The following is a 21951-nucleotide window of genomic DNA, read 5'->3' as shown; positions in this document are numbered from 1 at the left end:
ATATTACTACTCATTTAGTTATGTTTCTTTTTTGTTAAAGGCACAGTCAATGAAAATAAAAACCCATAATAATTGGCTCTTATTATGGGTTTGGATAAAGATATTATCTGAAAGCGTTCAGAAAACGGCCGTTATTTGGAAAGCAGCTCACAAATTATTGGCCCAATATTCTCAAATGCAGACGGCGAAATAATATCGACATGCGCGCAATCCTGAGGGTAGATATCCAGTTCGGCTATCCACGGAGCCCAACTCCGCTCAGGGCTCACGCCTTCCGGTAGCGTCCGTTGTGCCACAAAGAGGGTAGCCTGGCCATCAAACGGAACACTACGCGCCGTAGTAAGCAAACGTACCGCATCCGCATAATTTCCTTCGATGGCCGTGAACAACGCTTCGCTGGCATGCCCACGCTGAGCGGAGAGAAACGCTTCACGCTCGCGGTCGATCTCTGCCAGCACGTCAGGATCTAATCCGTTGGCCTCTTTCTCCCGCCAGTTTTGCGTTTCTGGCGGCCAGGTATCCAGCAGGCCGAGGAACGCGACATGTTCCCCCCGGGCGCGTAAACGCGCAGCAATTCCCTGCGCCAGCGTCCCTCCCAGAGAATATCCCAGTAAAGAGTACGGGCCATGTGGTTGCTGTTTCAGCAGCGTCGCCAAATGATGTTCACATACCTCATCAAGGTTCGCCGCCGTCTGCATTGGACCGTGGGGTCGTGGCGACTGAATCCCGATGATTGACCACTGCGGCGGGAGGTAGCGCGCCAGAACGCTAAACTGCCAGGCAAAACCGGAAGCCGGATGAAAACAAAACAGCGTTGGCCCATCGCTTTTGCGCAGCGGTAACAGCGTTTCGAATCCCAGTTGCCGGGAATGTTCGTCTTCAACGGTATCCAGCAGCGTACTCAGTTGTGCGACGGTGGACGCCACCATAATCTGGCCCGGTGTCACCTGGCGGGCAAATTTCAGACTCAACTGCGCGGCCAGTTTCATCGCCAACAATGAGTGCCCCCCCAGCGCGAAGAAGTCGGCCTCTACATCGTTGACTTCGCAACCCAACATCCGGGCAAAAGCGTTAGCGATCGTCGTTTCCGTTCCGGGGCGCGGCGCACGCCCTTGCGTACGTGGTGCCACCTGCGGCATCGGCAACGCTTTACGATCCAGTTTTCCGTTGGCACTCAACGGCAATTCCGCCAGTTGAAGTAACACGACTGGAACCATATGCTGCGGGAGTTTTTCACGTAACTGCTCTTGCAACGCAGTTACGTCCAGTGGCAAACCGGAATGTGATACCAGATATCCCACCAGTTGGCGGGCATCACCGCCCGTCGCCACCGCCTGATTAAACACACAGGCATGGGCAACGGCATGCCCGACATCCGGCAGCATTTGCATCACACGGTCGATTTCCCCCAGTTCAATACGCTGACCACGGATTTTAAGCTGATCGTCACTGCGACCCAGATACTCGACTGCGCCAGAGGTGAGCCAGCGCGCCACGTCGCCTGTACGATACATCCGTTCGCCTGGCGAAAAGGGATCGGCGATAAAGCGACTTGCTGTTAAATCCGCCCTTCCCAGATAGCCTTGCGCCAGCTGGATGCCAGTCAAATACAAGTCCCCCGCCGTTCCCGGCGGCACCGGGCGCATCATGGCATCAAGGATCCGCAGACCGGTATTCCAGACCGGATAACCGATCGGCACACTACTTCCGGTCACTTCGGCAAGTTCATCGCCACAGGCCGGATACCAACTGACGTCCACTGCCGCTTCCGTTGGCCCATACAAATTATGCAGCGGCGCGCCGGTCAGTTGTTGCCATTCGCGGCACAGGTCGCTGGGCAGAGCCTCTCCGCTGCAAAAAACATGCTGCAACGAGGCACAACGTTCGCGGGCGGTTTCAGGCGTCAGCGAGGCGACAAACGCCGCCAGCATTGACGGTACAAAATGGGTGGTGGTCACACCGTAGCGCGCAAAGAAACGCTGCATTGCCAGCGGATCGCGATGCGCTTCCGGCTCTGCCATCACAAGTCTGGCGCCGGCAATAAACGGCCAGAAAAACTCCCACACTGAAACGTCGAAACTGCAGGGCGTTTTTTGCGCCACCACATCGTCTGCCGTCAGCGAATAGTGAGCCTGCATCCACAACAAACGGTTCACGATCGCCGTTTGCCCCACCATCACCCCTTTCGGTCTTCCCGTCGAACCCGAGGTGAAAATGATATACGCCGTATGGTGTGGCTGAGACAGTGCTAATGGCGCGGTGTCGCCAGCCACCAGCGGTTCGCTGTAGCACAGGCTTTTAAGACCGGGAATACCGCTAAACCTGGCACGTTGATCATCGGTGGTAATCAACAGTTTCGGCTGCGCGTCTTCCAGCATCATTCGCAATCGATCGTCAGGATATCCCGTATCCAGCGGTAGCCAGGCGGCTCCGGCTTCGACAATGCCATGCAATGCTAACGTCAGGAACACCGAGCGCGGTAACGCCACCGCCACACTGTCCCCCGGCTTCACCCCACGTTCACGCAGCAAATTGGCGAGCGCCACCACCTGCTCACGCATTTCACGATAATTGAACTGATAATGCGCATCCGCCAGCGCAGGGGCATCCGGCGTTTTGCTCGCCTGCTCAGCCACCAGCGCACTGAGTGTGGTCGACGGAATATTCACTGCCGTCGCATTTACCTTCGCAAGCTGTTCATACTCGGCGGGCAACAGCATATCGGCATCGCCACAACGCAGCGAAGGATTCGCTGCAAACTGGTGGATCAGCGCCATCAGACGCGAGGCATGCTGAACTAAGGTTGCTTCTTCATAGCGCTGTTTATTGGCGAGGATCTCAATACTCAGGCCGCCCTCTTCATCAGGGAATAGCGCCAGTTCCAGATCGTTAACCGGTCCCGTCGCCAGCGTGTGGGTAGTCGCCTGAACCCCAGGGATATCCAGCTGATAGTCAAATACTTTCACGTTCAGGACGGGGCCGAATAACGGCTCACCGCCCGCCGCGCGTCCGCTGTCGCGTACAATCTGTTCGGCATCATACCGTTGATGGCGGCGCATTTTCTTCAGTTGTCCGGCAAGACGCGTCGCCAGTTCCGCAAAACTTTCTGCCGCCCTGATGTTCACCCCCAGCGGCAGAACATTCAGCACCGGGCCTGTTGCGGTCAGCGCTGCCGACCCCATCCGCCGCATAAAGATAAAACCGGCGGTAAAATCAGGACGTCCACATAAGCGCCCCAGCCATAGCGACACCAGCGCCAGCGCGAGATCCGCGCGCTGCACATGCGGCATACGAGCAGCCAGTTGGCGGAACAATCCTTCAGGCGCGCTCAGTTTCATGCGAAGCACATCAGCGCTGGCGGCACCGCCAGACAGAGGAGCGGAAGACAGCGATGCCGGAGGCGGTAACTGGGTGCGCTGTTGCGACCAAAATGTCCCATCGCGTTGATATGCTTCGCTGTCGCGGTAGTGCTGATACTCGTCCACAACCTCGGTAAAGGGTGTAAACGGGGAGTCCGGCGTCGGTTCTCCACGCTGCCATGCGCGGTAAATGGCGGCGATCTGTCGCGTAATAGCCGGAAAACTAAAGCCATCTACCAGTAAATGATGATATCGCTGATACCAGTACCAGCGAGTGTCATCTACCTGAATCAACAGGTGCAACGCAAGCGGTTTTCCGCCGTCTGCCCGCAGATCTTGCCCGAGATCGGCGTGCATCACCGCCAGCGCGGCGGCGGCGGGCGCAGATTCACCGCGCAGGTCAAGAACCTCCGGTTCGGCAATCGGTAACTGTGGATCAACCCATTGCCAGACCTCCCCGTTATCTTCCGTAAACCGCAAACGCAGCGTGTCTGCCTGTTTCATTCCCGCCACGACGGCTTTCGCCAGTAAAGGCGCATCCAGCTCACCGTGTAATTCCACGTAATGCGCCACACTCCAGGCGGAAGGTAGAGAAGAGAGTTTTTCCGCCATCCAGATCCCCGGCTGCGCGGCGACCAAAGGTAAACGTTGGGTCATTGCGCCTCCTGCACATCGGCATAATAGGCGGGCGTCAATGTCGTCCAGTTGGCTGCAAGCCATTGTTGACAGGCTTCTTGTGATTGCGGCTCGCACACCACCTGCCAGCCCGCAGGCAGTGAACACTGCTGAGGCCACTGACTAAACTGGCGCTGCGCATTTTGCAGAATGTAAAACTGTCCCTGCGGATCATCGAAGGGATTACTGAATTCCATACTCAACTCCTGTCGTGAAAACTCGCCCGGCTCAGGCCTGATTGTTCTTGTGCTCGCAGGGGGAGGTTAGCGGTTGCCATAACGTCATCAACCCTTGCATTAATCCGCCACGCCAGCAAAGCGCATCATGCCCGCCGTCAACCTGACGCCAGCACACCGACGGCTGTACCTGAAGCAATTGGCGGTAAAGCGCCTGATTTGCCTCAAAAATGATCGGTTCTCTGATGCCTGCTTCCAGCACAATTCGTAACCCCTGTGCGGAAACGGTGCCCGTTTTCAATTGCTCAGTAACGATCCCTTCCTGATGAGCGCCGCGATGCGGCCACCAGTAAGATCCTGATTGACTCAGCACACAGCCAAATCGTTCGGGCCAGTGCAGGCCTGCATATAAAGACGAAAGTCCGCCAAAACTTTGTCCGGCAACGATCGTCTGCTCAGGGCTATCGCTGAACGGAGCGACGGACTGCACTTGCGGCAATAACTCCTGCTGCACCGCCAGCCAGAAATCGGCGTTGCACGGCAATTCCCGGCTACGGTGAGCGGTGTCGATGGCATCGATAAGCAGATAAACTGCGGCAGGAAGCCGCTGTTGGGACGTGAGCGAAGTGAGTGCGGGCCAGACGGGCATACTTTGCGCCCAAAACTGTCCGTCCAGTAAAATCGCCAGTGGACGTTTCTCACCTGGATTTTCCCCAGTCGTAAACACCCACACGCGTCGGGTATTGCCCAGACGTTCGCTACGCCATTGCAAACAACGTGGGGGAGTCTCCGGATTTTCAGGGTGATCCCATCCAGGCTGCGCCGGAGCATCTGGCATTTCTAGCGCCGAAACGGGATGCCCTCTTCCCCCCGTCCAACTGACGGAATTGAGAGGATCGGCAATCGCCTGCGGTAAAAGTTGTCGCCATCCTTCACGAAGCGCCTTGCGCTCAGGCGTTTCACCGGCACTCAATGCGGTAAAAATATCGTCGCGCGCGGACGGGATAAAACAGTAACTGCCCCGCCAGTGGGCGCTGAGATCGACGCTCCACTGCCAGACATCCGTCCCGGCAATACGCTGCATTGACTGCGGAATGGCATTTTGATGATGATCGGTGACACCTGTGATGTAGACCCATACACGGCGTATCGGGGAGTGATTTTCTGTCCCTTGCGGATCGCGCCACCAGAAAGTGACCCGGCAATCACCGTTTTCCTTGCGTGTCCATTCAGGTCCATTTTTTGACTGCCACCAACTATCACTTCCCACCGTAAACGCTGCCACCAACATAACCCCATGTTTATCATGATTTTTTTCATTCATCGCTGAAATATATTGATAATATTATTGATAACTATTTGCATTTGCAATAGCGTATTGTCGCGCTGTGGGAAGCGCGAACCGTCTTTCACCACTTATCAACGCTCTGGCACTGCGTGCTTTTTCTGGAATGGAGGGTCTTCGCAGAGGCGGGCGACATCAGGCTAATCCCCCGTTATCGGGCGCGGTTGGCACACGTGGCTAAAAAAAGCAGGACATACAATGAACAAGAAGATTCATTCCCTGGCCTTACTGGTCAATTTGGGGATTTATGGGGTAGCGCTACCCGCTCTGGCAGAAGAGACAGCAGACAGCCCTGCCGTCGCCAATGAAGACACTATCGTAGTGACCGCCGCCCAACAAAACTTACAGGCACCAGGCGTCTCCACCATTACCGCAGATGAAATTCGCAAAAATCCTCCCGCCCGTGATGTGTCGGAAATCATCCGCACCATGCCTGGCGTCAACCTGACGGGTAACTCCACCAGTGGTCAGCGTGGGAACAATCGTCAAATTGATATTCGCGGGATGGGCCCGGAAAATACCTTGATCCTGATCGATGGCAAACCGGTCACCAGCCGTAACTCTGTGCGCCTTGGCTGGCGCGGCGAACGTGATACCCGTGGCGATACTTCATGGGTGCCGCCGGAGATGATTGAGCGTATCGAAGTGCTGCGCGGTCCTGCCGCCGCCCGTTACGGCAATGGTGCCGCCGGTGGCGTGGTGAACATCATCACCAAAAAGGGCAGCAGCGAATGGCACGGTTCGTGGAATACCTATTTTAACGCGCCTGAGCATAAGGAAGAAGGTTCCACCAAACGTACCAACTTTAGTCTGAACGGCCCGCTGGGCGGGGATTTCAGTTTCCGTCTGTTCGGTAATCTCGACAAAACGCAAGCCGATGCACGTGACATCAACCTGGGCCATCAATCGGAACGTACTGGCAGCTACGCCGACACGTTGCCTGCGGGTCGTGAAGGGGTGATCAATAAAGATATCAATGGCGTTGTACGCTGGGATTTCGCCCCGCTCCAGTCTCTGGAATTCGAAGCAGGCTATAGCCGTCAGGGCAACCTTTACGCCGGTGATACGCAGAACACCAACACCAACCAGTTGGTGAAAGATAGCTACGGGGAAGAAACCAACCGTATGTATCGCCAGAATTACGCCATCACCTGGAATGGCGGCTGGGATAACGGCGTCACCACCAGCAACTGGGTGCAGTACGAACATACCCGTAACTCCCGAACGCCAGAAGGTTTAGCCGGGGGAACCGAAGGTATCTTCGATCCAAAAGCCTCGCAGCAATACGTTGATGCCGATCTGAATGACGTCATGCTGCACAGCGAAGTGAGCATTCCGTTCGATTTCTTCGTGAATCAGAACCTGACGCTGGGTACCGAATGGACCCAACAGCGCATGAAAGATATGCTCTCCAACTCGCAAACCTTTATGGGCGGCGATATTCCGGGATCGAGCAGTACCGACCGCAGTCCGTACTCCAAAGCGGAAATTTTCTCGCTGTTTGCCGAAAACAACATGGAGCTGACCGACAGCACCATGCTGACGCCAGGCCTGCGTTTCGATCATCACAGTATTGTGGGCGACAACTGGAGCCCGTCCCTGAACCTGTCGCAAGGTCTGGGCGATGACTTCACCCTGAAGATGGGTATCGCGCGCGCCTACAAAGCACCAAGCCTGTACCAGACCAACCCGAACTATATTCTGTACAGTAAAGGCCAGGGCTGTTATGCCACGGGGGCCGCCACCGGCATCGGTTGTTACATGATGGGTAACGATGACCTGAAAGCCGAAACCAGCATCAACAAAGAGATTGGTCTGGAATTCAAGCGTGACGGCTGGCTGGCGGGCGTGACCTGGTTCCGTAACGATTACCGCAACAAGATAGAAGCCGGTACGACACCGCTCAGCAGAACATCCATCACCAACAAAGGGAAAACGACCTACACCGATATCTATCAGTGGGAAAACGTACCAAAAGCGGTGGTCGAAGGGCTGGAAGGGACGTTGAACGTACCGGTGAGCGAAACCGTAAACTGGACCAACAACATCACTTACATGCTGCAGAGTAAGAATAAAGAAACCGGCGAACGCCTGTCGATTATTCCGGAATACACGCTGAACTCAACCTTAAGCTGGCAGGTACGTCAGGATGTGTCTCTGCAGTCAACGTTCACCTGGTACGGCAAACAAGAGCCGAAGAAATACGATTACCAGGGCAAACCGGTCACGGGTACGGATAAACAATCCGTCAGTCCGTATAGCATTGTCGGTCTGAGCGCGACATGGGACGTGACGAAAAATGTCAGCCTGACCGGCGGCGTAGATAACGTCTTTGATAAACGTCTATGGCGTGAAGGTAATGCGCAGACCGTCAGCGATACGAAAACCGGTGATTTTATGGCTGGCGCGGGCGCGCACACCTATAACGAACCGGGTCGTACGTGGTTTATGAGCGTGAACACTCACTTCTGATGCTGATTCCCTCTCTCCTTATGGGGAGGGGGATTTCCTGAAAATCCATGCTAACTCATCACTCAACCCTCTCTTTTGCCGGGCACACGCTGCACTGTATTGCGTTCGACCCTGACAGCTTCCATGAGCACGATCTCTTCTGGCTCCCGCATCACGCACAGTTACACGAGGCCGGACGAAAACGTAAAGCCGAGCATTTAGCCGGGCGTATCGCCGCCGTCTACGCGCTGCGCGATTACGGCAGTAAAGCTGTTCCCGGCATCGGTGAACAGCGCCAGCCGGTATGGCCTGCGGGTTTATCGGGCAGCATCAGCCATTGTGCAACGACCGCACTGGCCGTTGTTGCGAGACAACCTGTAGGCGTGGATATGGAGGCGATTTTTACGCCGCAGATGGCGGTAGAACTGACAGACAGCATCATTGATAACGAAGAACGGGAAATTTTACGCTCCAGCACCCTGCCTTTTACGCTCGCCTTAACGCTGGCCTTTTCCGCCAAAGAGAGCCTGTATAAAGCGTTTTGCGAGTGGGCTAATCCCTGGCCAGGATTCGACAGCGCGAAAGTCAGCGCGATAAACGCAAGCCGTATTAGCTTGCGTTTAACCGCCCTATTTTCAGCAAAAATCGTCGTTCATGTCGTTAACGTCGAGTGGAAAACACGTGACGAGTGCGTCATCACGTTATGCCAGGCGCGTCCTACATCCCAGGAAACAGGACCCCGTTCCCCGGCGCTTCGCGATCCAGATGGATAAAGTTCAGATGTCGCTCGTACTGATCGAGAATATCGGTGATCACCTGCTCTTTGCTGTAGTCCATCAGATCGTTCCCCTGACTGCCCTCAAGCAGAAAGGTTTCCAGCCGGTAGTAGGTCGATTTCCCGCTCCGCGCCCGATACGTAAAACCAGGGATCGCATACTTTTGCGGCCAGATCTGATAAACAAAATTGCGTTCATCGCCCAGATTCACCCGCAGATCCAGATGACCGAGCGCTTCCCCCTCTTCCGGCGGCAGGCTTGATAGCACAACGTTTGCGCCGCGCAATTTAAGTTCATGCGCCACCTCTTCCATTGCCGGAAAACAGACCGTCTCCATCATCTCGCGGGTATAGCGGGTTCCCGGATAGTTCATCAGCCGCGACAACCGCTTTTTCCAGCTCAACCGGTCCTGGACGCCCATCGGACGCGGGGCGGTGTTCCGGTTGGCGCTTTCCCGACGGTAATCTTCAACCTTCAGTGATTTATACAGCCCGGCCATAACAAAGAAGATCACGAAGCTAAAGGGCAGTCCCATGATCACCGTCGTATTCTGTAATGCTGAAATCCCATTGGTCATCAGCATCCCCAGTGTCAGCAGACCAATCGCCACCGACCAGAACACGCGCAGCCAGGCGGGCGCATCACTGTTGATATCTTTCAGCTTCGACGTGAAATTCCCCAACACCAGCGCGCCGGAATCCGCTGAGGTCACATAGAACAGCAACCCGGTGATTGTGGCGACAGACGCGCTAAAGGTAAACGCCGGATACTGCGCCAGCAGACTGTAGAAGCCACGCTCAGGATGGGCCATCGCCTCTTCGGCAAAACCCGCATCGCCGTGGATGATCTCGTACAGCGCGCTGTTACCAAACACCGACAGCCACAGCAGGGTAAAGGTGAACGGAATGATCAGCGTGCCGAAAACAAACTGGCGAATCGTACGTCCACGGGAAATGCGCGCCAAAAACAGGCCGACAAACGGTGACCACGCCACCCACCACGCCCAGAAAAACAGCGTCCAGCTATTCATCCACTCAACCGGACGGTCAAAGGCAAAGCTGTTAAGCGTCATGCCCATAAAGCGGTTCACATAATCGCCCACGTTCAGCACCAGCGCGTTGAGCAGGAACGACGTGTCGCCCATCAACAGCACAAAGAGGATCAGCCCCAGCGCCAGCAGCACGTTGAGTTCCGACAGCACGCGGATCCCTTTATCCACGCCCGACGTCACCGAGATAGTGGCGATCACCACCGAAAGTACAATCAGCACCGCTTTCGCCGCCATCGAGTCCGGAATATCAAATAGCACGCTCAGCCCGTAGTTGAGCTGTACCACGCCAATCCCAAGCGTGGTGGCGATACCGAAAATCGTGCCAATCACCGCGGCGATATCGACGCTGTGACCGATAGGTCCGTTGATGCGCTTTCCGAAAATCGGATACAGCGCCGAGCGGATCGTCAGCGGCAGATTATAGCGGTAGCTAAAGTAGCCGAGCGCCATTCCCATCAGCGCATACATCGACCAGCCGGTCAGCCCATAGTGGAATAGCGTCCACACCATCGACTGGCGCGCCGCTTCAATGGTCTGCCCCGCCCCTTCCGGCGGCTGCATATATTGAGAGACCGGCTCAGCCACCGAGAAGAACATCAGGTCAATACCAATCCCCGCCGCGAACAGCATCGCCGCCCAGCTTAACAGGCTGAATTCTGGTTTCGATTGTTCCGGGCCCAGCTTGACCGAACCAAAGCGCGAACAGGCAATGAAGATAACAAAAACGATATACAGCGTGGCCGCCAGCAGGTAATACCAACCGAACGTTTTGGAGACCCAGTTCAGTGTATGGCCGATCCAGACAGCGGAAAAATCACGAAAGAAAATGGTGGTCAGGGAAAACAACAAAATCAGTCCGGCTGACGTGTAAAAAACAACGGGATTGATTTTGTCCTTTTCTCCGTCGGTAACAAGGTTCGTCATCGATTACCTCAGATTAAGTAACGCTGACTACTCTGTTGAGCAGCAAACTCCTGGAGACTCTGCAAGGTCATTGTATGCTTACTAAAAATAACCTTATGCACAGAAATGAAATAAGAATAATCATTTGTTTTTAAATAAAAAAATCAAACCACCCTGAAGATCTCCTTAACGAAATTCGCCAATCAATATAACAATTAATACACATTTTATATTGAACGTCCAATCAAAAAACGGTTAAATACATAAAAACAACTGATGATTGGAGCAGTAAAAAATGCCCAAAGTGGGGATGCAAACCCTTCGCCGCAGGCAGTTGATCGACGCCACGCTGGACGCCATTAATGAGGTGGGCATGCACGATGCCACCATCGCGCAAATCGCCCGTCGCGCCGGTGTTTCGACCGGCATCATTAGCCACTACTTCAAGGATAAAAATGGACTGCTGGAGGCGACGATGCGCGACATCACCAGCCAGCTTCGCCACGCGGTTTTGCGTCGTTTGCATGCGCTGAAAGACGCCCGCGCCGAGCTGCGATTACGCGCTATCGTGGCCGGGAATTTTGACGATAGTCAGATCAGTCAGGCGGCGATGAAAGCCTGGCTGGCCTTCTGGGCGAGCAGTATGCATCAACCGATGCTGTACCGGCTGCAGCAGATCGCCGGTAAACGCCTGCTCTCCAACATTGTTTATGAGTTCCGCCGTGAACTTCCTCATCAACAGGCGCAACAGGCGGGTTACGGGCTGGCGGCACTGATTGACGGACTGTGGCTACGCGCCGCCCTCAGCAATGAGCCGTTCAATTTGAGTCGCGCTCAGGCGCTGACCACCCATTTCATCAGTCAACATTTGCCGAACGCCACTGACTAACCGAGGAGAGCGTATGCCCCGAATGGCAGAACAACAGCTTTATATTGACGGTAGATACACTGCCGCCGCCAGCGGTCGCACCTTCGAGACTATCAATCCCGCCAACGGCGAAATCCTGGCCACCGTGCAGGAAGCGGGCCGTGAGGATGTCGATCGCGCCGTGAAGAGCGCCCAACGCGGGCAGAAAATCTGGGCGGCAATGACCGCGATGGAACGTTCGCGGATTTTGCGCCGGGCGGTCGATATTCTGCGCGAACGTAATGACGAACTGGCAAAACTGGAAACACTCGACACCGGGAAGCCGTTTAGCGAAACCGCCAGCGTCGATATCGTGACCGGAGCCGATGTGCTTGAGTATTACGCCGGGCTGATCCCGGCGCTGGAAGGCACGCAAATCCCACTTCGCGAAACCTCTTTTGTTTACACCCGCCGCGAGCCGCTGGGCGTCGTCGCGGGTATTGGCGCGTGGAACTATCCGATCCAAATCGCCCTGTGGAAATCCGCGCCAGCGCTTGCCGCAGGCAACGCAATGATCTTCAAACCCAGTGAAGTCACCCCGCTCACCGCCTTAAAGCTGGCAGAAATCTACAGTGAAGCGGGTCTACCGGACGGCGTCTTTAACGTGCTGCCGGGGACCGGCGCTGAAACCGGGCAATGGCTGACAGAACATCCGGGCATCGCGAAGGTTTCCTTCACCGGCGGCGTCGCCAGCGGCAAAAAAGTGATGGCGAACTCTGCGGCATCCTCGCTCAAAGAGGTCACGATGGAACTGGGCGGGAAATCACCGCTGATTATTTTTGAGGATGCCAACCTCAGTCTCGCCGCCGACATCGCCATGATGGCGAATTTCTATAGCAGCGGCCAGGTTTGTACCAATGGCACTCGCGTGTTTGTTCCAGCCCGGATGAAAAGCGCCTTTGAACAAACCATCCTCTCCCGCGTTGCGCGCATTCGCGCAGGCGACCTGTTTGACCCGGCCACCAACTTTGGCCCGCTGGTCAGCTTTTCGCACCGCGAAAACGTTCTGCGCTATATCGACAGCGGTAAAGCGGAAGGCGCAACGCTACTCTGCGGCGGCGACGTGCTGAAAGGTAACGGCTTTGATAACGGTGCGTGGGTCGCCCCGACGGTTTTCACCGACTGTCATGACGACATGACTATCGTGCGTGAAGAGATTTTCGGCCCGGTGATGTCAATCCTGACCTACGAAGACGAAGACGAAGTCATCCGCCGCGCTAACGATACGGACTACGGGCTGGCGGCAGGCGTCGTGACGGCCGATCTTAACCGCGCACACCGGGTGATTCACCAACTGGAAGCGGGGATCTGCTGGATCAATACCTGGGGTGAATCCCCTGCCGAAATGCCGGTAGGCGGTTACAAACACTCAGGCGTTGGTCGCGAAAACGGCGTGATGACGCTGCAAAGTTACACCCAGGTGAAATCCATCCAGGTTGAGATGGGTCAGTTTCAATCCCAATTCTAACCAGGAGGTTTATTTGCATTTTGACTACATCATTATTGGCGCCGGCTCCGCCGGCAACGTGCTGGCGACACGTTTAACAGAAGACCACGATACCACCGTACTGCTGCTGGAAGCAGGCGGTCCGGACTATCGCGCCGACTTTCGCACCCAGATGCCCGCCGCTCTTGCCTTCCCCTTGCAGGGTCGGCGCTATAACTGGGCCTATGAAACCGAACCGGAACCGTACATGAACTTTCGCCGCATGGAGTGCGGGCGAGGAAAAGGGCTGGGCGGATCGTCACTGATTAATGGCATGTGTTATATCCGCGGCAATGCCCTGGATCTTGATAACTGGGCGCAGGAGCCGGGTCTCGAACACTGGAGCTACCTCGATTGCCTGCCCTACTACCGTAAAGCGGAAACCCGTGATACCGGCGCCAGTGACTATCATGGCGGTGAAGGCCCGGTGAGCGTCACCACCCCAAAGCACAATAACAATCCACTGTTCCATGCAATGGTAGATGCTGGCGTCCAGGCAGGATATCCCCGAACCGACGATCTCAACGGCTACCAGCAGGAAGGTTTTGGTCCGATGGACAGAACCGTCACGCCTCGAGGTCGCCGCGCCAGCACCGCGCGGGGCTATCTTGATCAGGCCCGGATGCGCCCGAATCTAACCATCATCACCCATGCCCTGACCGACCGCATCCTCTTTGACGGTAAAAAAGCAGTGGCCGTGGAGTGGCTGGAAGGCGACAGCACGATTGCGAACAAAGCGACCGCACGCAAAGAAGTGCTGCTTTGTGCCGGGGCGATTGCCTCGCCACAGATCCTGCAACGCTCCGGCGTGGGCGATCCGGCGCTGCTCGCCGCCTTTGCTATTCCGCTGGTACACCCGCTCCCCGGCGTCGGCGAAAACCTGCAGGATCATCTGGAGATGTACCTGCAATATGAATGCAAAGAACCGGTGTCGCTCTACCCGGCTCTACAATGGTGGAACCAGCCGAAGATTGGCGCTGAATGGTTGTTTGGCGGCACTGGCACGGGTACCAGCAATCATTTTGAAGCGGGAGGGTTTATCCGCAGCCGTGATGGGTTTGCCTGGCCGAACCTTCAGTACCACTTCCTGCCGGTCGCCATTAATTACAACGGCTCGAACGCCGTCAAGGAACACGGTTTTCAGTGCCACGTGGGTTCGATGCGCTCCCCCAGTCGGGGCCATGTACATCTGACCTCACGTGACCCGCGTGAACACCCGTCCATCCTGTTCAATTACATGTCGGCAGAGCAGGACTGGCAGGAGTTTCGCGACGCGATTCGCATCACACGTGAAATCATCAACCAGCCCGCGCTGGATAAATACCGTGGCCGGGAAATCAGTCCGGGGATTGACTGCCAGACCGATGAACAACTGGACGCCTTTGTGCGCGATCACGCCGAGACGGCGTTTCATCCCTGCGGGACCTGTAAAATGGGGTATGACGAGATGGCGGTGGTAGATGGTGAAGGGAGAGTCCACGGCGTAGAGAATCTGCGCGTGGTGGATGCCTCGATTATGCCGCAAATCATCACCGGCAATCTGAACGCCACCACCATCATGATCGGCGAGAAAATTGCCGACCTTATTCGCGCTCGTACACCGCTGGCCAAAAGTACCGCCGATTATTATGTGGCAGGTGATACGCCTGTACGAAGAACGCCACGTCGTTAATACGAACTCCGCTCTGGGTGCAGAGCGGAGTCTCACTTATGCTCCCCGACACGCCACCAGCGTTTTTCTCTGCTGGCCGTGCTCATCAAAATTCTCCGGCGCCAGCCAGCATTGCAGCGCGCGATCACATTGCGGCCATTCGCCATCAATCATCGACAACCAGTCGCTGTCGCGATTGCGTCCTTTGCGCACAATTTTTTGCCGAAACCGTCCTTCATAGACAAAACCTAATCGCTCTGCCGCCTGGCGCGATGCGGTATTCAGAGAATCGCATTTCCATTCAATGCGACGGTATCCTTGCGCAAAGGCATGGCCCAACAAAAGCCAGATGGCTTCTGTACCCAACACCGTCTGCTTCATTCGCGGCGACCAGGTCACATGTCCGATCTCAACCGACCCATGCTCTTGCTCAATCGCCATATAACAGACCAGCCCGACCGCACGTGCCGATCGGGCATCAATAACGGCAAACGGCACCAGCGTCTGGTCACCGGCTTTGCCATCGAGCCAGCGGGTTGTCACCTGCACGCTTTCCGGGCGTTCACTGGCAAGCCAGGTCCAGTCACGCTCATCGGCGGCCTGCGCATAAGCATCGAACAGGTCAGCGGCATGACGTTCTGGTTCGAGGGGTTCCAGTCGACAATAACGCCCGTCAAGCACAACACGGGAAAGCCGTGACGCCCCCGTCCAGTCCGGCAGCGCGTCGCCCACCGTTTGTCCATACAGATTAATTTCCGGCACAGTTCACCCCAGCAGATTGGTCGTTAAATTTTTATATCAGTTTGCTGGTGGCAAGAAAAGACGCCGTTCAGGAAATCATCAATCCGGTGAATAAATACCGTCTTCTATAATAAGGAAGAAATACCCACACACGAGTCCACTATGCCGCTACCCGACTTTCACATCTCCACACCGTTTACGCTGGGCATCGAGCTGGAAATGCAGGTGGTTAACCCGCCGGGCTATGATTTGAGCCAGGATTCCTCCCACCTTATTGATGCGGTCATCCCCCACCTTCAGGCCGGAGAAGTGAAGCACGATATCACCGAAAGCATGCTGGAGATGGCAACCGGTATTTGCCATAACATCGACCAGGCTGCCGCACAGTTTTCGGCGATGCAGCAGGCTATCCTGAACGCCGCAGCGAGCCAGCATCTCGCCATTTGCGGCGGCGGCACCCATCCGTTTCAGACATGGCAGCGCCAGCAAGTCTGTGACGATAAACGCTATCAACGTAACCTGGAAAACTTTGGTTATCTGATCCAACAAGCGACCGTATTTGGCCAGCATGTGCATGTCGGTTGCGCCAGCGCTGATGACGCCATCAACCTGCTGCACGGCTTGTCCCGCTTTGTGCCGCATTTTATTGCCCTCTCTGCCGCCTCTCCCTATATGCAGGGTTCGGACACCCGCTTTGCCTCCTCGCGGCTAAATATCTTCTCTGCCTTTCCGGATAACGGCCCCATGCCGTGGGTCAGCAACTGGCAGGAATTTGAGGGCCTTTTTCGCCGTTTGAGCTACACCAGTTTGATCGACAGCATCAAAGATTTGCACTGGGATATTCGCCCCAGCCCTCACTTTGGGACGGTAGAAGTCAGAGTGATGGATACGCCACTGACCCTGAGCCACGCGATCAATATCGCGGGATTGATTCAGGCCACCGCCTGCTGGTTACTCTCTGAGCGCCCGTTTAAATATCAGGAGCGCGATTACCTGCTGTATAATTTCAACCGTTTTCAGGCGTGTCGTTACGGTCTGGACGGTATTGTGACGGATGTACACACCGGTGAGCAGCACCCACTGGCGGACGACACGCTGCGTCTGCTGGAAAAAGTCGCCCCCTTTGCTGACAAGGTTAATGCCGCCAGCGCGATTGAGGCACTGCATCTGCAGGTAAAAAATGGGTTGAACGAAGCGCAGCAAATGCGTCATTTCGTCGCACAAGGCGGTTCGTTAACCGGTCTGGTAAAAAAACATGCGGAAATCTGGGCGGGCGTTTAACAGCGAGGTTTGCGTTAGCTGACGATATCCCGGACAATGGCTTTTTAACTCAAGTTTAACAAAGCCATGAAACACCCCCTTGAATCGTTGATGACCGCTGCCGGTATTCTGCTGATGGCGTTTCTCTCTTGTTTACTGCTGCCCGCGCCGTCGCTTGGCCTGGTGCTGGCGCAAAAACTGGTTGCGACCTTTCATTTGATGGATCTCAACCAGTTTTACACCCTGTTATTTTGCCTGTGGTTTCTGGTGCTTGGTGCTATCGAATACGTTGTGATTCGTTTTATCTGGCGGCGCTGGTTCTCACTGGCGCAGTGAGTCGCAAAGGCGGCGCTATTACGCCTCCCGCGGCTTTTTAGTGCGCGCGGCTATGATTTTCTTTACGGTACGCACCCGGCGGCTGGTTAAACGTACGGGTAAACATCCGCGTAAACGTCTGCTGCGAATCAAAGCCGTATTTCAGACAGATGTCATACACTTTCTGATCTGTATCACGTAAATCTTGCGCGGCCAGCCGCAGTTTACGCTGTCGAATGTAGCGCCCCAGACTCTCTCCTTTGTACTGTAAAAACAGGCGTTGCAGATGCCACTTTGAATAGCCCGCATGACGCGCGATATCATCAATGCGTAGCGGCTGATTTAAATTGTCATCTATCCACGCCACAATCGTGTCGATAACCCGAGCAGAAATCGTCATCGTGCTCTCCCCTCTAAAAAAATCCTTATTCCCACCAGGCCGTAAACGCCTGCGTTGGGTCAGCCAGATTGACCTGTTCGCCTAACATCGGCGTCAGCAGACGGTAATCTTTATTGCGACTGGCAAGCGCCAGACATTTATACGGATCGTCCCAGGTATGTTTCGCCAACACAAAGCGCCCTGCATGGCCGGGTAAAACCGCCTTTGCATGCAGATCCTGCGCGGCCCTCGCCGTTTCTTCCGGCATCATATGGATGTACTTCCAGTCCTGGTCGTACTGGCCGTTTTCCATGATCGCCAGATCCACGGAGCCAAACTGTTCCCCGATCGCTTTAAAGTGCGGCCCGTAACCCGTGTCACCGCTGTAGTAAATTCTCTGTTCCGGCGTCTCAAACATGAAACTCGCCCACAAGGTCTGGTTGCGTTTAATGCCGCGCCCCGAAAAATGCCGGGCGGGCAAGACATGCACCATCAGTGCGTCGTCGACCCTGACGGACTGGTTCCAGTCGCGCTCTTCAATAATGTCGCTGTTCATTCCCCAATAGCGCAGATGCGAGCCAACGCCCAGCGGCACAATCGCCCGCTTAATCTTCGGCATTAACGCCGTGATGGTGGCGTAATCCAGATGGTCATAGTGATCGTGCGAAATAACCAGCAGATCGATCTCCGGCATCGTGTGTGCCGTCCACGGGTAATGTCCGGCAAATGCTTTGTTTAAAAACGAAAACGGCGCGGCGTAGTTGCTGAATACGGGGTCAATCAGAATGCGTTTGCCCGCCAGTTGCAGGTACCAGGACGAGTGCCCCAGCCAGATAAGCGTCTCCTGCGTTTGCGGCAAATCGGCAATATCGGTGGGCACCAGCGGCAAGGGTTGAGGCGGGCGCGCATTTTCCCGTTTCGCCACCAGAAACTCCCACCACGCGGCAATCATCCCTTTATCTCCGGTATAACCAGGCGTCGGCAATGTATTGTGAAACGCGCCATCGCGATAGTGCGGCGACTGTTCAACCCGGGTTAACTGGCTGCCTTGCGGCGTCTGACCAAACCCGGGATTCAGAACAAACGGCAAACTGGCTGCTGAGGCAATAAGCATAATAAAAACCACACAAACGGTGAGACGCTTCATATCCTGACCCGAAAACGCGCTCCTTTCCGATGGTTTGCGCGGCTGACTCTTGATTATGAGTGAGTAAGCACTCATTATAGAAAGCGAACGTTTCCCGTCAAGATGATTTTCAATCTTTGACATTCGCCGTTGCGGCGCTGCACATGCCGTGATTCAATCCTATTTTCTTACAGACTTAAGGGTAAAGTGTAGTGGCTCGTCCGAAGAGTGAAGACAAAAAACAGGCATTACTGGAAGCCGCAACCACAGCGATCGCACAATCGGGCATCGCGGCATCGACGGCGGTCATCGCCCGAGGCGCAGGGGTTGCAGAGGGAACGTTGTTTCGCTATTTCGCGACAAAAGATGACTTAATCAACGCGCTTTATCTCCATCTGAAACAGAATCTCTGTCAGTCCATGATGGCGGAACTGGATCGTTCAATTACCGATGACAAGGCCCTGACCCACTTCATCTGGAAGAGCTACATCAACTGGGGTCTGAACAACACCAGCGGGCATCGCACCATTCGCCAGCTCGCGGTCAGTGAAAAGATCACCAAAGAGACAGAGCAGCAGGCTGATGACATGTTCCCTGAACTGCGCGATCTCTGCCATCGCTCGGTGCTGCCGGTGTTCATGTCTGAGGAATACCGCGCGTTTGGCGATGCGCTGTTTCTTTCGCTGGCGGAAACCACCATTGAGTTCGCCGCCCGCGATCCCGCCCGCGCCGGTGAATTTATCTCGCTGGGTTTTGAAGCGATGTGGCGCGCCCTGACCCGTGAGGAAAGATGATGGATGGGCAAACCCTGCATGAATGCGCGAAACGCATCGCGCTTGAACTGCCGTTTACCGAGCTCTGCTGGCCGTTCGGCCCGGAATACGACGTCTTTAAAGTGGGTGGCAAGATTTTCATGATTGCCTTAGTGCATCAAAGCCGCCCAATCATTAATCTGAAGTCCGATCCGCAAAAATCACTGCTTAATCAGCAAATTTATCCCAGCATTGAGCCTGGCTATCACATGAACAAAAAACACTGGATCTCCGTCTACCCTGGCGATGATATCAGCGAGTCACTGCTTCACGATTTGCTGAATGATTCGTGGAACCAGGTGGTCGATGGTCTGGCAAAAAAAGATCAGAAACGGTTACGTCCAGGCTGATTTATCGCCGACGCGGATAAGTGTTTTTGCATTTTTCTCTCTTATCTTTTCTCCGCCAACCCTGTACTCTGCTGGCACGTAACGCACCCGCAGAGGGTGCCAAAACACTCAGGAGTATTTATGGATATAGTTTCTGTCGCCTTAAAACGCTACTCCACTAAGGCGTTCGACCCCAGCAAAAAACTGACCACAGAGGAAGCTGAAAAGCTGAAAACGTTGCTGCAGTTCAGCCCGTCCAGCACCAACTCACAGCCGTGGCATTTCATCGTTGCCAGCACCGATGCCGGTAAAGCACGCGTGGCGAAATCCGCCGCCGGTAATTTTGTGTTTAACGAACGCAAAATGCTCGACGCGTCCCACGTGGTGGTCTTCTGTGCCAAAACAGCGATGGATGATGCCTGGCTGACGCGCGTCGTGGATCAGGAAGAGAGCGATGGCCGCTTCGCCACGCCGGAAGCCAAAGCCGCGAACCACAAAGGCCGTACGTTCTTCGCCGATATGCACCGTAAAGAGCTCAAAGACGACAATCACTGGATGGCGAAACAGGTTTACCTCAACGTGGGTAACTTCCTGTTGGGCGTGGCGGCGATGGGTCTCGACGCGGTTCCCATTGAAGGTTTTGATGCCGACATTCTCGACGCAGAGTTTGGTCTGACGGAAAAAGGCTACACCAGTCTGGTCGTCGTGCCCGTCGGACATCACAGTGTTGAAGATTTTAACGCGGCCCTGCCGAAATCGCGTCTGCCTCAGGAAACGACCCTGACAGAAGTCTAAAACGCACTTTCCGTGCCGGATCAAGGCGTTGCCTGATATCCGGCCGGTAAGTACCCTGCGCTTTGCCTCCCCTGCCCGCATTTGCATAATTTCTCTACAGCCGTCATCATAGGTCTCTGTTTATTAAGGAGACATTATGCAGGAATTGATATCTCAGGTAGAGGAGTTAGGCATTGAAATGAATCACACCACCTCGCTGGTGATGATTTTTGGCATTATTTTTCTGACGGCCATTATTGTGCATATTGTTTTGCACTGGGGTGTGCTGCGTGCCTTTGAGAGGCGTGCGACGGCCAGTTCCCACCTGTGGCTGCAAATTATTACGCAGAATAAGCTTTTTCACCGGCTGGCGTTTACCCTGCAAGGGATTATCGTCAACATCCAGGCCGTACTTTGGTTACAAAAAGGCAGCGAAGCCGCAGACATCCTGACCACCTGTGCGCAGCTGTGGATCATGATGTATTCCCTGCTGTCGATGTTCTCCCTGCTGGACGTGATCCTAAATCTGGCGCAAAAATTCCCCGCGGCGTCTCAGCTTCCGTTAAAGGGGATCTTCCAGGGCATTAAGCTTATCGGCGCGATTCTGGTCGGTATTCTGATGATTTCGCTGTTAATTGGTCAATCGCCTGCGATTCTGATCAGCGGCCTCGGCGCTATGGCCGCCGTGTTGATGTTGGTGTTCAAAGACCCCATTCTCGGGCTGGTCGCCGGGATCCAACTCTCTGCCAACGATATGCTCAAGCTGGGCGACTGGCTGGAGATGCCGAAATACGGCGCGGACGGCGCGGTGATCGATATCGGCTTAACCACGGTGAAAGTGCGTAACTGGGATAATACCATCACCACCATCCCAACCTGGTCGCTGGTGTCCGACTCGTTTAAAAACTGGAGTGGCATGTCCGCTTCCGGTGGCCGTCGAATCAAACGCAGTATCAATATTGACGCGACCAGTATTCATTTCCTCAGTGAAGAGGAGCTGCAAAAGCTGAATAAAGCGCATCTGTTAGCGCCTTATTTAACCTCGCGCCATCAGGAAATTAATCAATGGAACCAACAATTAGCGGCCCCGGAGTCGGTACTCAATCACCGTCAGATGACCAACATTGGCACCTTCCGCGCTTATCTGAATGAATATCTACGTCATCACCCACGGATCCGCAAAGATATGACGATGATGGTGCGCCAGCTGGCACCGGACGATCACGGCTTACCCATCGAGATTTACGCGTTCACCAATACCGTCGTCTGGCTGGAATACGAGAGCATTCAGGCCGATATTTTCGATCACATTTTTGCCGTCATCGAAGAGTTCGGTTTGCGCATCCACCAGTCGCCAACCGGCAATGATATCCGATCGTTATCGGGCGCGATTCAGAGCTAATTAGACGTCCAGGGAAGATGCCGATCTCACCTG

General features: G+C 54.9%; 18 protein-coding genes. 11 read left to right on the top strand and 7 right to left on the bottom strand.

From position 1 onward, the window contains the following. Positions 1–131: 131 nt before the first annotated feature. The 3 genes from entF to fes are packed head-to-tail and all read right to left on the bottom strand — an operon-like array spanning position 132 to position 5501. A complete protein-coding gene (entF, locus tag NNO04_RS02820) occupies positions 132–4016 on the bottom strand; it encodes an enterobactin non-ribosomal peptide synthetase EntF (protein WP_271443389.1) in 3885 nt (1294 codons plus the stop codon). After that, positions 4013–4231 (bottom strand): MbtH family protein, encoded by a 219-nt coding sequence (locus NNO04_RS02815; protein WP_271443388.1) that lies wholly within the window; start codon positions 4229–4231, stop codon positions 4013–4015. Before NNO04_RS02815 ends, entF begins: the two co-directional genes overlap by 4 nt. Before the next feature lie 31 nt (positions 4232–4262). Continuing rightward, complete coding sequence (fes, locus tag NNO04_RS02810) at positions 4263–5501, bottom strand: enterochelin esterase (RefSeq protein ID WP_271443387.1); 1239 nt, start codon at positions 5499–5501, stop codon at positions 4263–4265. 252 nt (positions 5502–5753) lie between these two features. On the opposite strand from fes, the gene NNO04_RS02805 reads away from it, so the two are divergent. Beyond that, the gene (locus tag NNO04_RS02805; RefSeq protein WP_271443386.1) at positions 5754–8027 is read left to right on the top strand and encodes a TonB-dependent siderophore receptor; all 2274 of its coding nucleotides are present in this window, start codon (positions 5754–5756) and stop codon (positions 8025–8027) included. 47 nt (positions 8028–8074) lie between these two features. After that, entirely contained in the window at positions 8075–8779 is a 705-nt protein-coding gene (gene entD / locus NNO04_RS02800; RefSeq protein WP_271443385.1) for an enterobactin synthase subunit EntD, read from the top strand. Here entD and NNO04_RS02795 read toward each other — a convergent pair. Then, positions 8724–10757, bottom strand: coding sequence for a choline transporter (locus NNO04_RS02795; RefSeq protein WP_271443384.1), 2034 nt, complete (start codon positions 10755–10757; stop codon positions 8724–8726). The genes entD and NNO04_RS02795 overlap by 56 nt on opposite strands. A gap of 274 nt (positions 10758–11031) precedes the next feature. Between NNO04_RS02795 and betI the strand changes: the two genes are divergently transcribed. Genes betI through betA form a run of 3 tightly spaced genes read left to right on the top strand, consistent with a single transcriptional unit; the run spans position 11032 to position 14801 of the window. Further along, on the top strand, positions 11032–11625 hold the full coding sequence (gene betI / locus NNO04_RS02790; protein ID WP_271443383.1) for a transcriptional regulator BetI: 594 nt from the start codon (positions 11032–11034) through the stop codon (positions 11623–11625). Between the two features lie 13 nt (positions 11626–11638). Next, positions 11639–13111: a betaine-aldehyde dehydrogenase gene (gene betB, locus NNO04_RS02785; protein WP_271443382.1), complete on the top strand. Its 1473-nt coding sequence runs from the start codon at positions 11639–11641 to the stop codon at positions 13109–13111. Positions 13112–13124: 13 nt separating this feature from the next. Continuing rightward, complete coding sequence (gene betA / locus NNO04_RS02780; RefSeq protein ID WP_271443381.1) at positions 13125–14801, top strand: choline dehydrogenase; 1677 nt, start codon at positions 13125–13127, stop codon at positions 14799–14801. Between the two features lie 36 nt (positions 14802–14837). On the opposite strand, the gene NNO04_RS02775 is transcribed toward betA, so the two are convergent. Continuing rightward, positions 14838–15542 (bottom strand): GNAT family N-acetyltransferase, encoded by a 705-nt coding sequence (locus tag NNO04_RS02775; RefSeq protein ID WP_271443380.1) that lies wholly within the window; start codon positions 15540–15542, stop codon positions 14838–14840. 141 nt (positions 15543–15683) lie between these two features. Here NNO04_RS02775 and NNO04_RS02770 point away from each other — a divergent pair, with 141 nt between their 5' ends. After that, on the top strand, positions 15684–16802 hold the full coding sequence (locus NNO04_RS02770; protein ID WP_271443379.1) for a YbdK family carboxylate-amine ligase: 1119 nt from the start codon (positions 15684–15686) through the stop codon (positions 16800–16802). A 66-nt stretch (positions 16803–16868) separates the two neighbouring features. Then, on the top strand, positions 16869–17117 hold the full coding sequence (locus tag NNO04_RS02765; protein ID WP_271443378.1) for a DUF1158 domain-containing protein: 249 nt from the start codon (positions 16869–16871) through the stop codon (positions 17115–17117). A gap of 37 nt (positions 17118–17154) precedes the next feature. Here NNO04_RS02765 and NNO04_RS02760 read toward each other — a convergent pair whose 3' ends face one another. Further along, entirely contained in the window at positions 17155–17496 is a 342-nt protein-coding gene (locus NNO04_RS02760; RefSeq protein ID WP_271443377.1) for a RamA family antibiotic efflux transcriptional regulator, read from the bottom strand. A 25-nt stretch (positions 17497–17521) separates the two neighbouring features. Next, entirely contained in the window at positions 17522–18622 is a 1101-nt protein-coding gene (locus NNO04_RS02755) for an MBL fold metallo-hydrolase (protein WP_271443376.1), read from the bottom strand. A 191-nt stretch (positions 18623–18813) separates the two neighbouring features. On the opposite strand from NNO04_RS02755, the gene NNO04_RS02750 reads away from it, so the two are divergent. The 4 genes from NNO04_RS02750 (at position 18814) to NNO04_RS02735 (ending at position 21918) form a co-directional block, all read left to right on the top strand. Beyond that, positions 18814–19395, top strand: a complete 582-nt coding sequence (locus NNO04_RS02750; RefSeq protein WP_271443375.1) for a TetR/AcrR family transcriptional regulator — start codon at positions 18814–18816, stop codon at positions 19393–19395. Beyond that, entirely contained in the window at positions 19395–19763 is a 369-nt protein-coding gene (locus NNO04_RS02745) for an MmcQ/YjbR family DNA-binding protein (RefSeq protein WP_271443396.1), read from the top strand. The genes NNO04_RS02750 and NNO04_RS02745 overlap by 1 nt, the downstream gene beginning before the upstream one ends. 120 nt (positions 19764–19883) lie before the next feature. Further along, a complete protein-coding gene (gene nfsB, locus NNO04_RS02740; RefSeq protein WP_271443374.1) occupies positions 19884–20537 on the top strand; it encodes an oxygen-insensitive NAD(P)H nitroreductase in 654 nt (217 codons plus the stop codon). A gap of 136 nt (positions 20538–20673) precedes the next feature. Further along, positions 20674–21918, top strand: coding sequence for a mechanosensitive ion channel family protein (locus NNO04_RS02735; RefSeq protein ID WP_271443373.1), 1245 nt, complete (start codon positions 20674–20676; stop codon positions 21916–21918). Positions 21919–21951: the final 33 nt, after the last annotated feature.

The sequence above is a fragment of the Citrobacter sp. Awk 4 genome, assembly GCF_028069725.1.
Taxonomy (GTDB): domain Bacteria; phylum Pseudomonadota; class Gammaproteobacteria; order Enterobacterales; family Enterobacteriaceae; genus Citrobacter_D.
The sequence above is the reverse complement of the archived record's forward strand: the minus strand, read 5'-3'. Positions and strand labels throughout refer to the sequence as shown.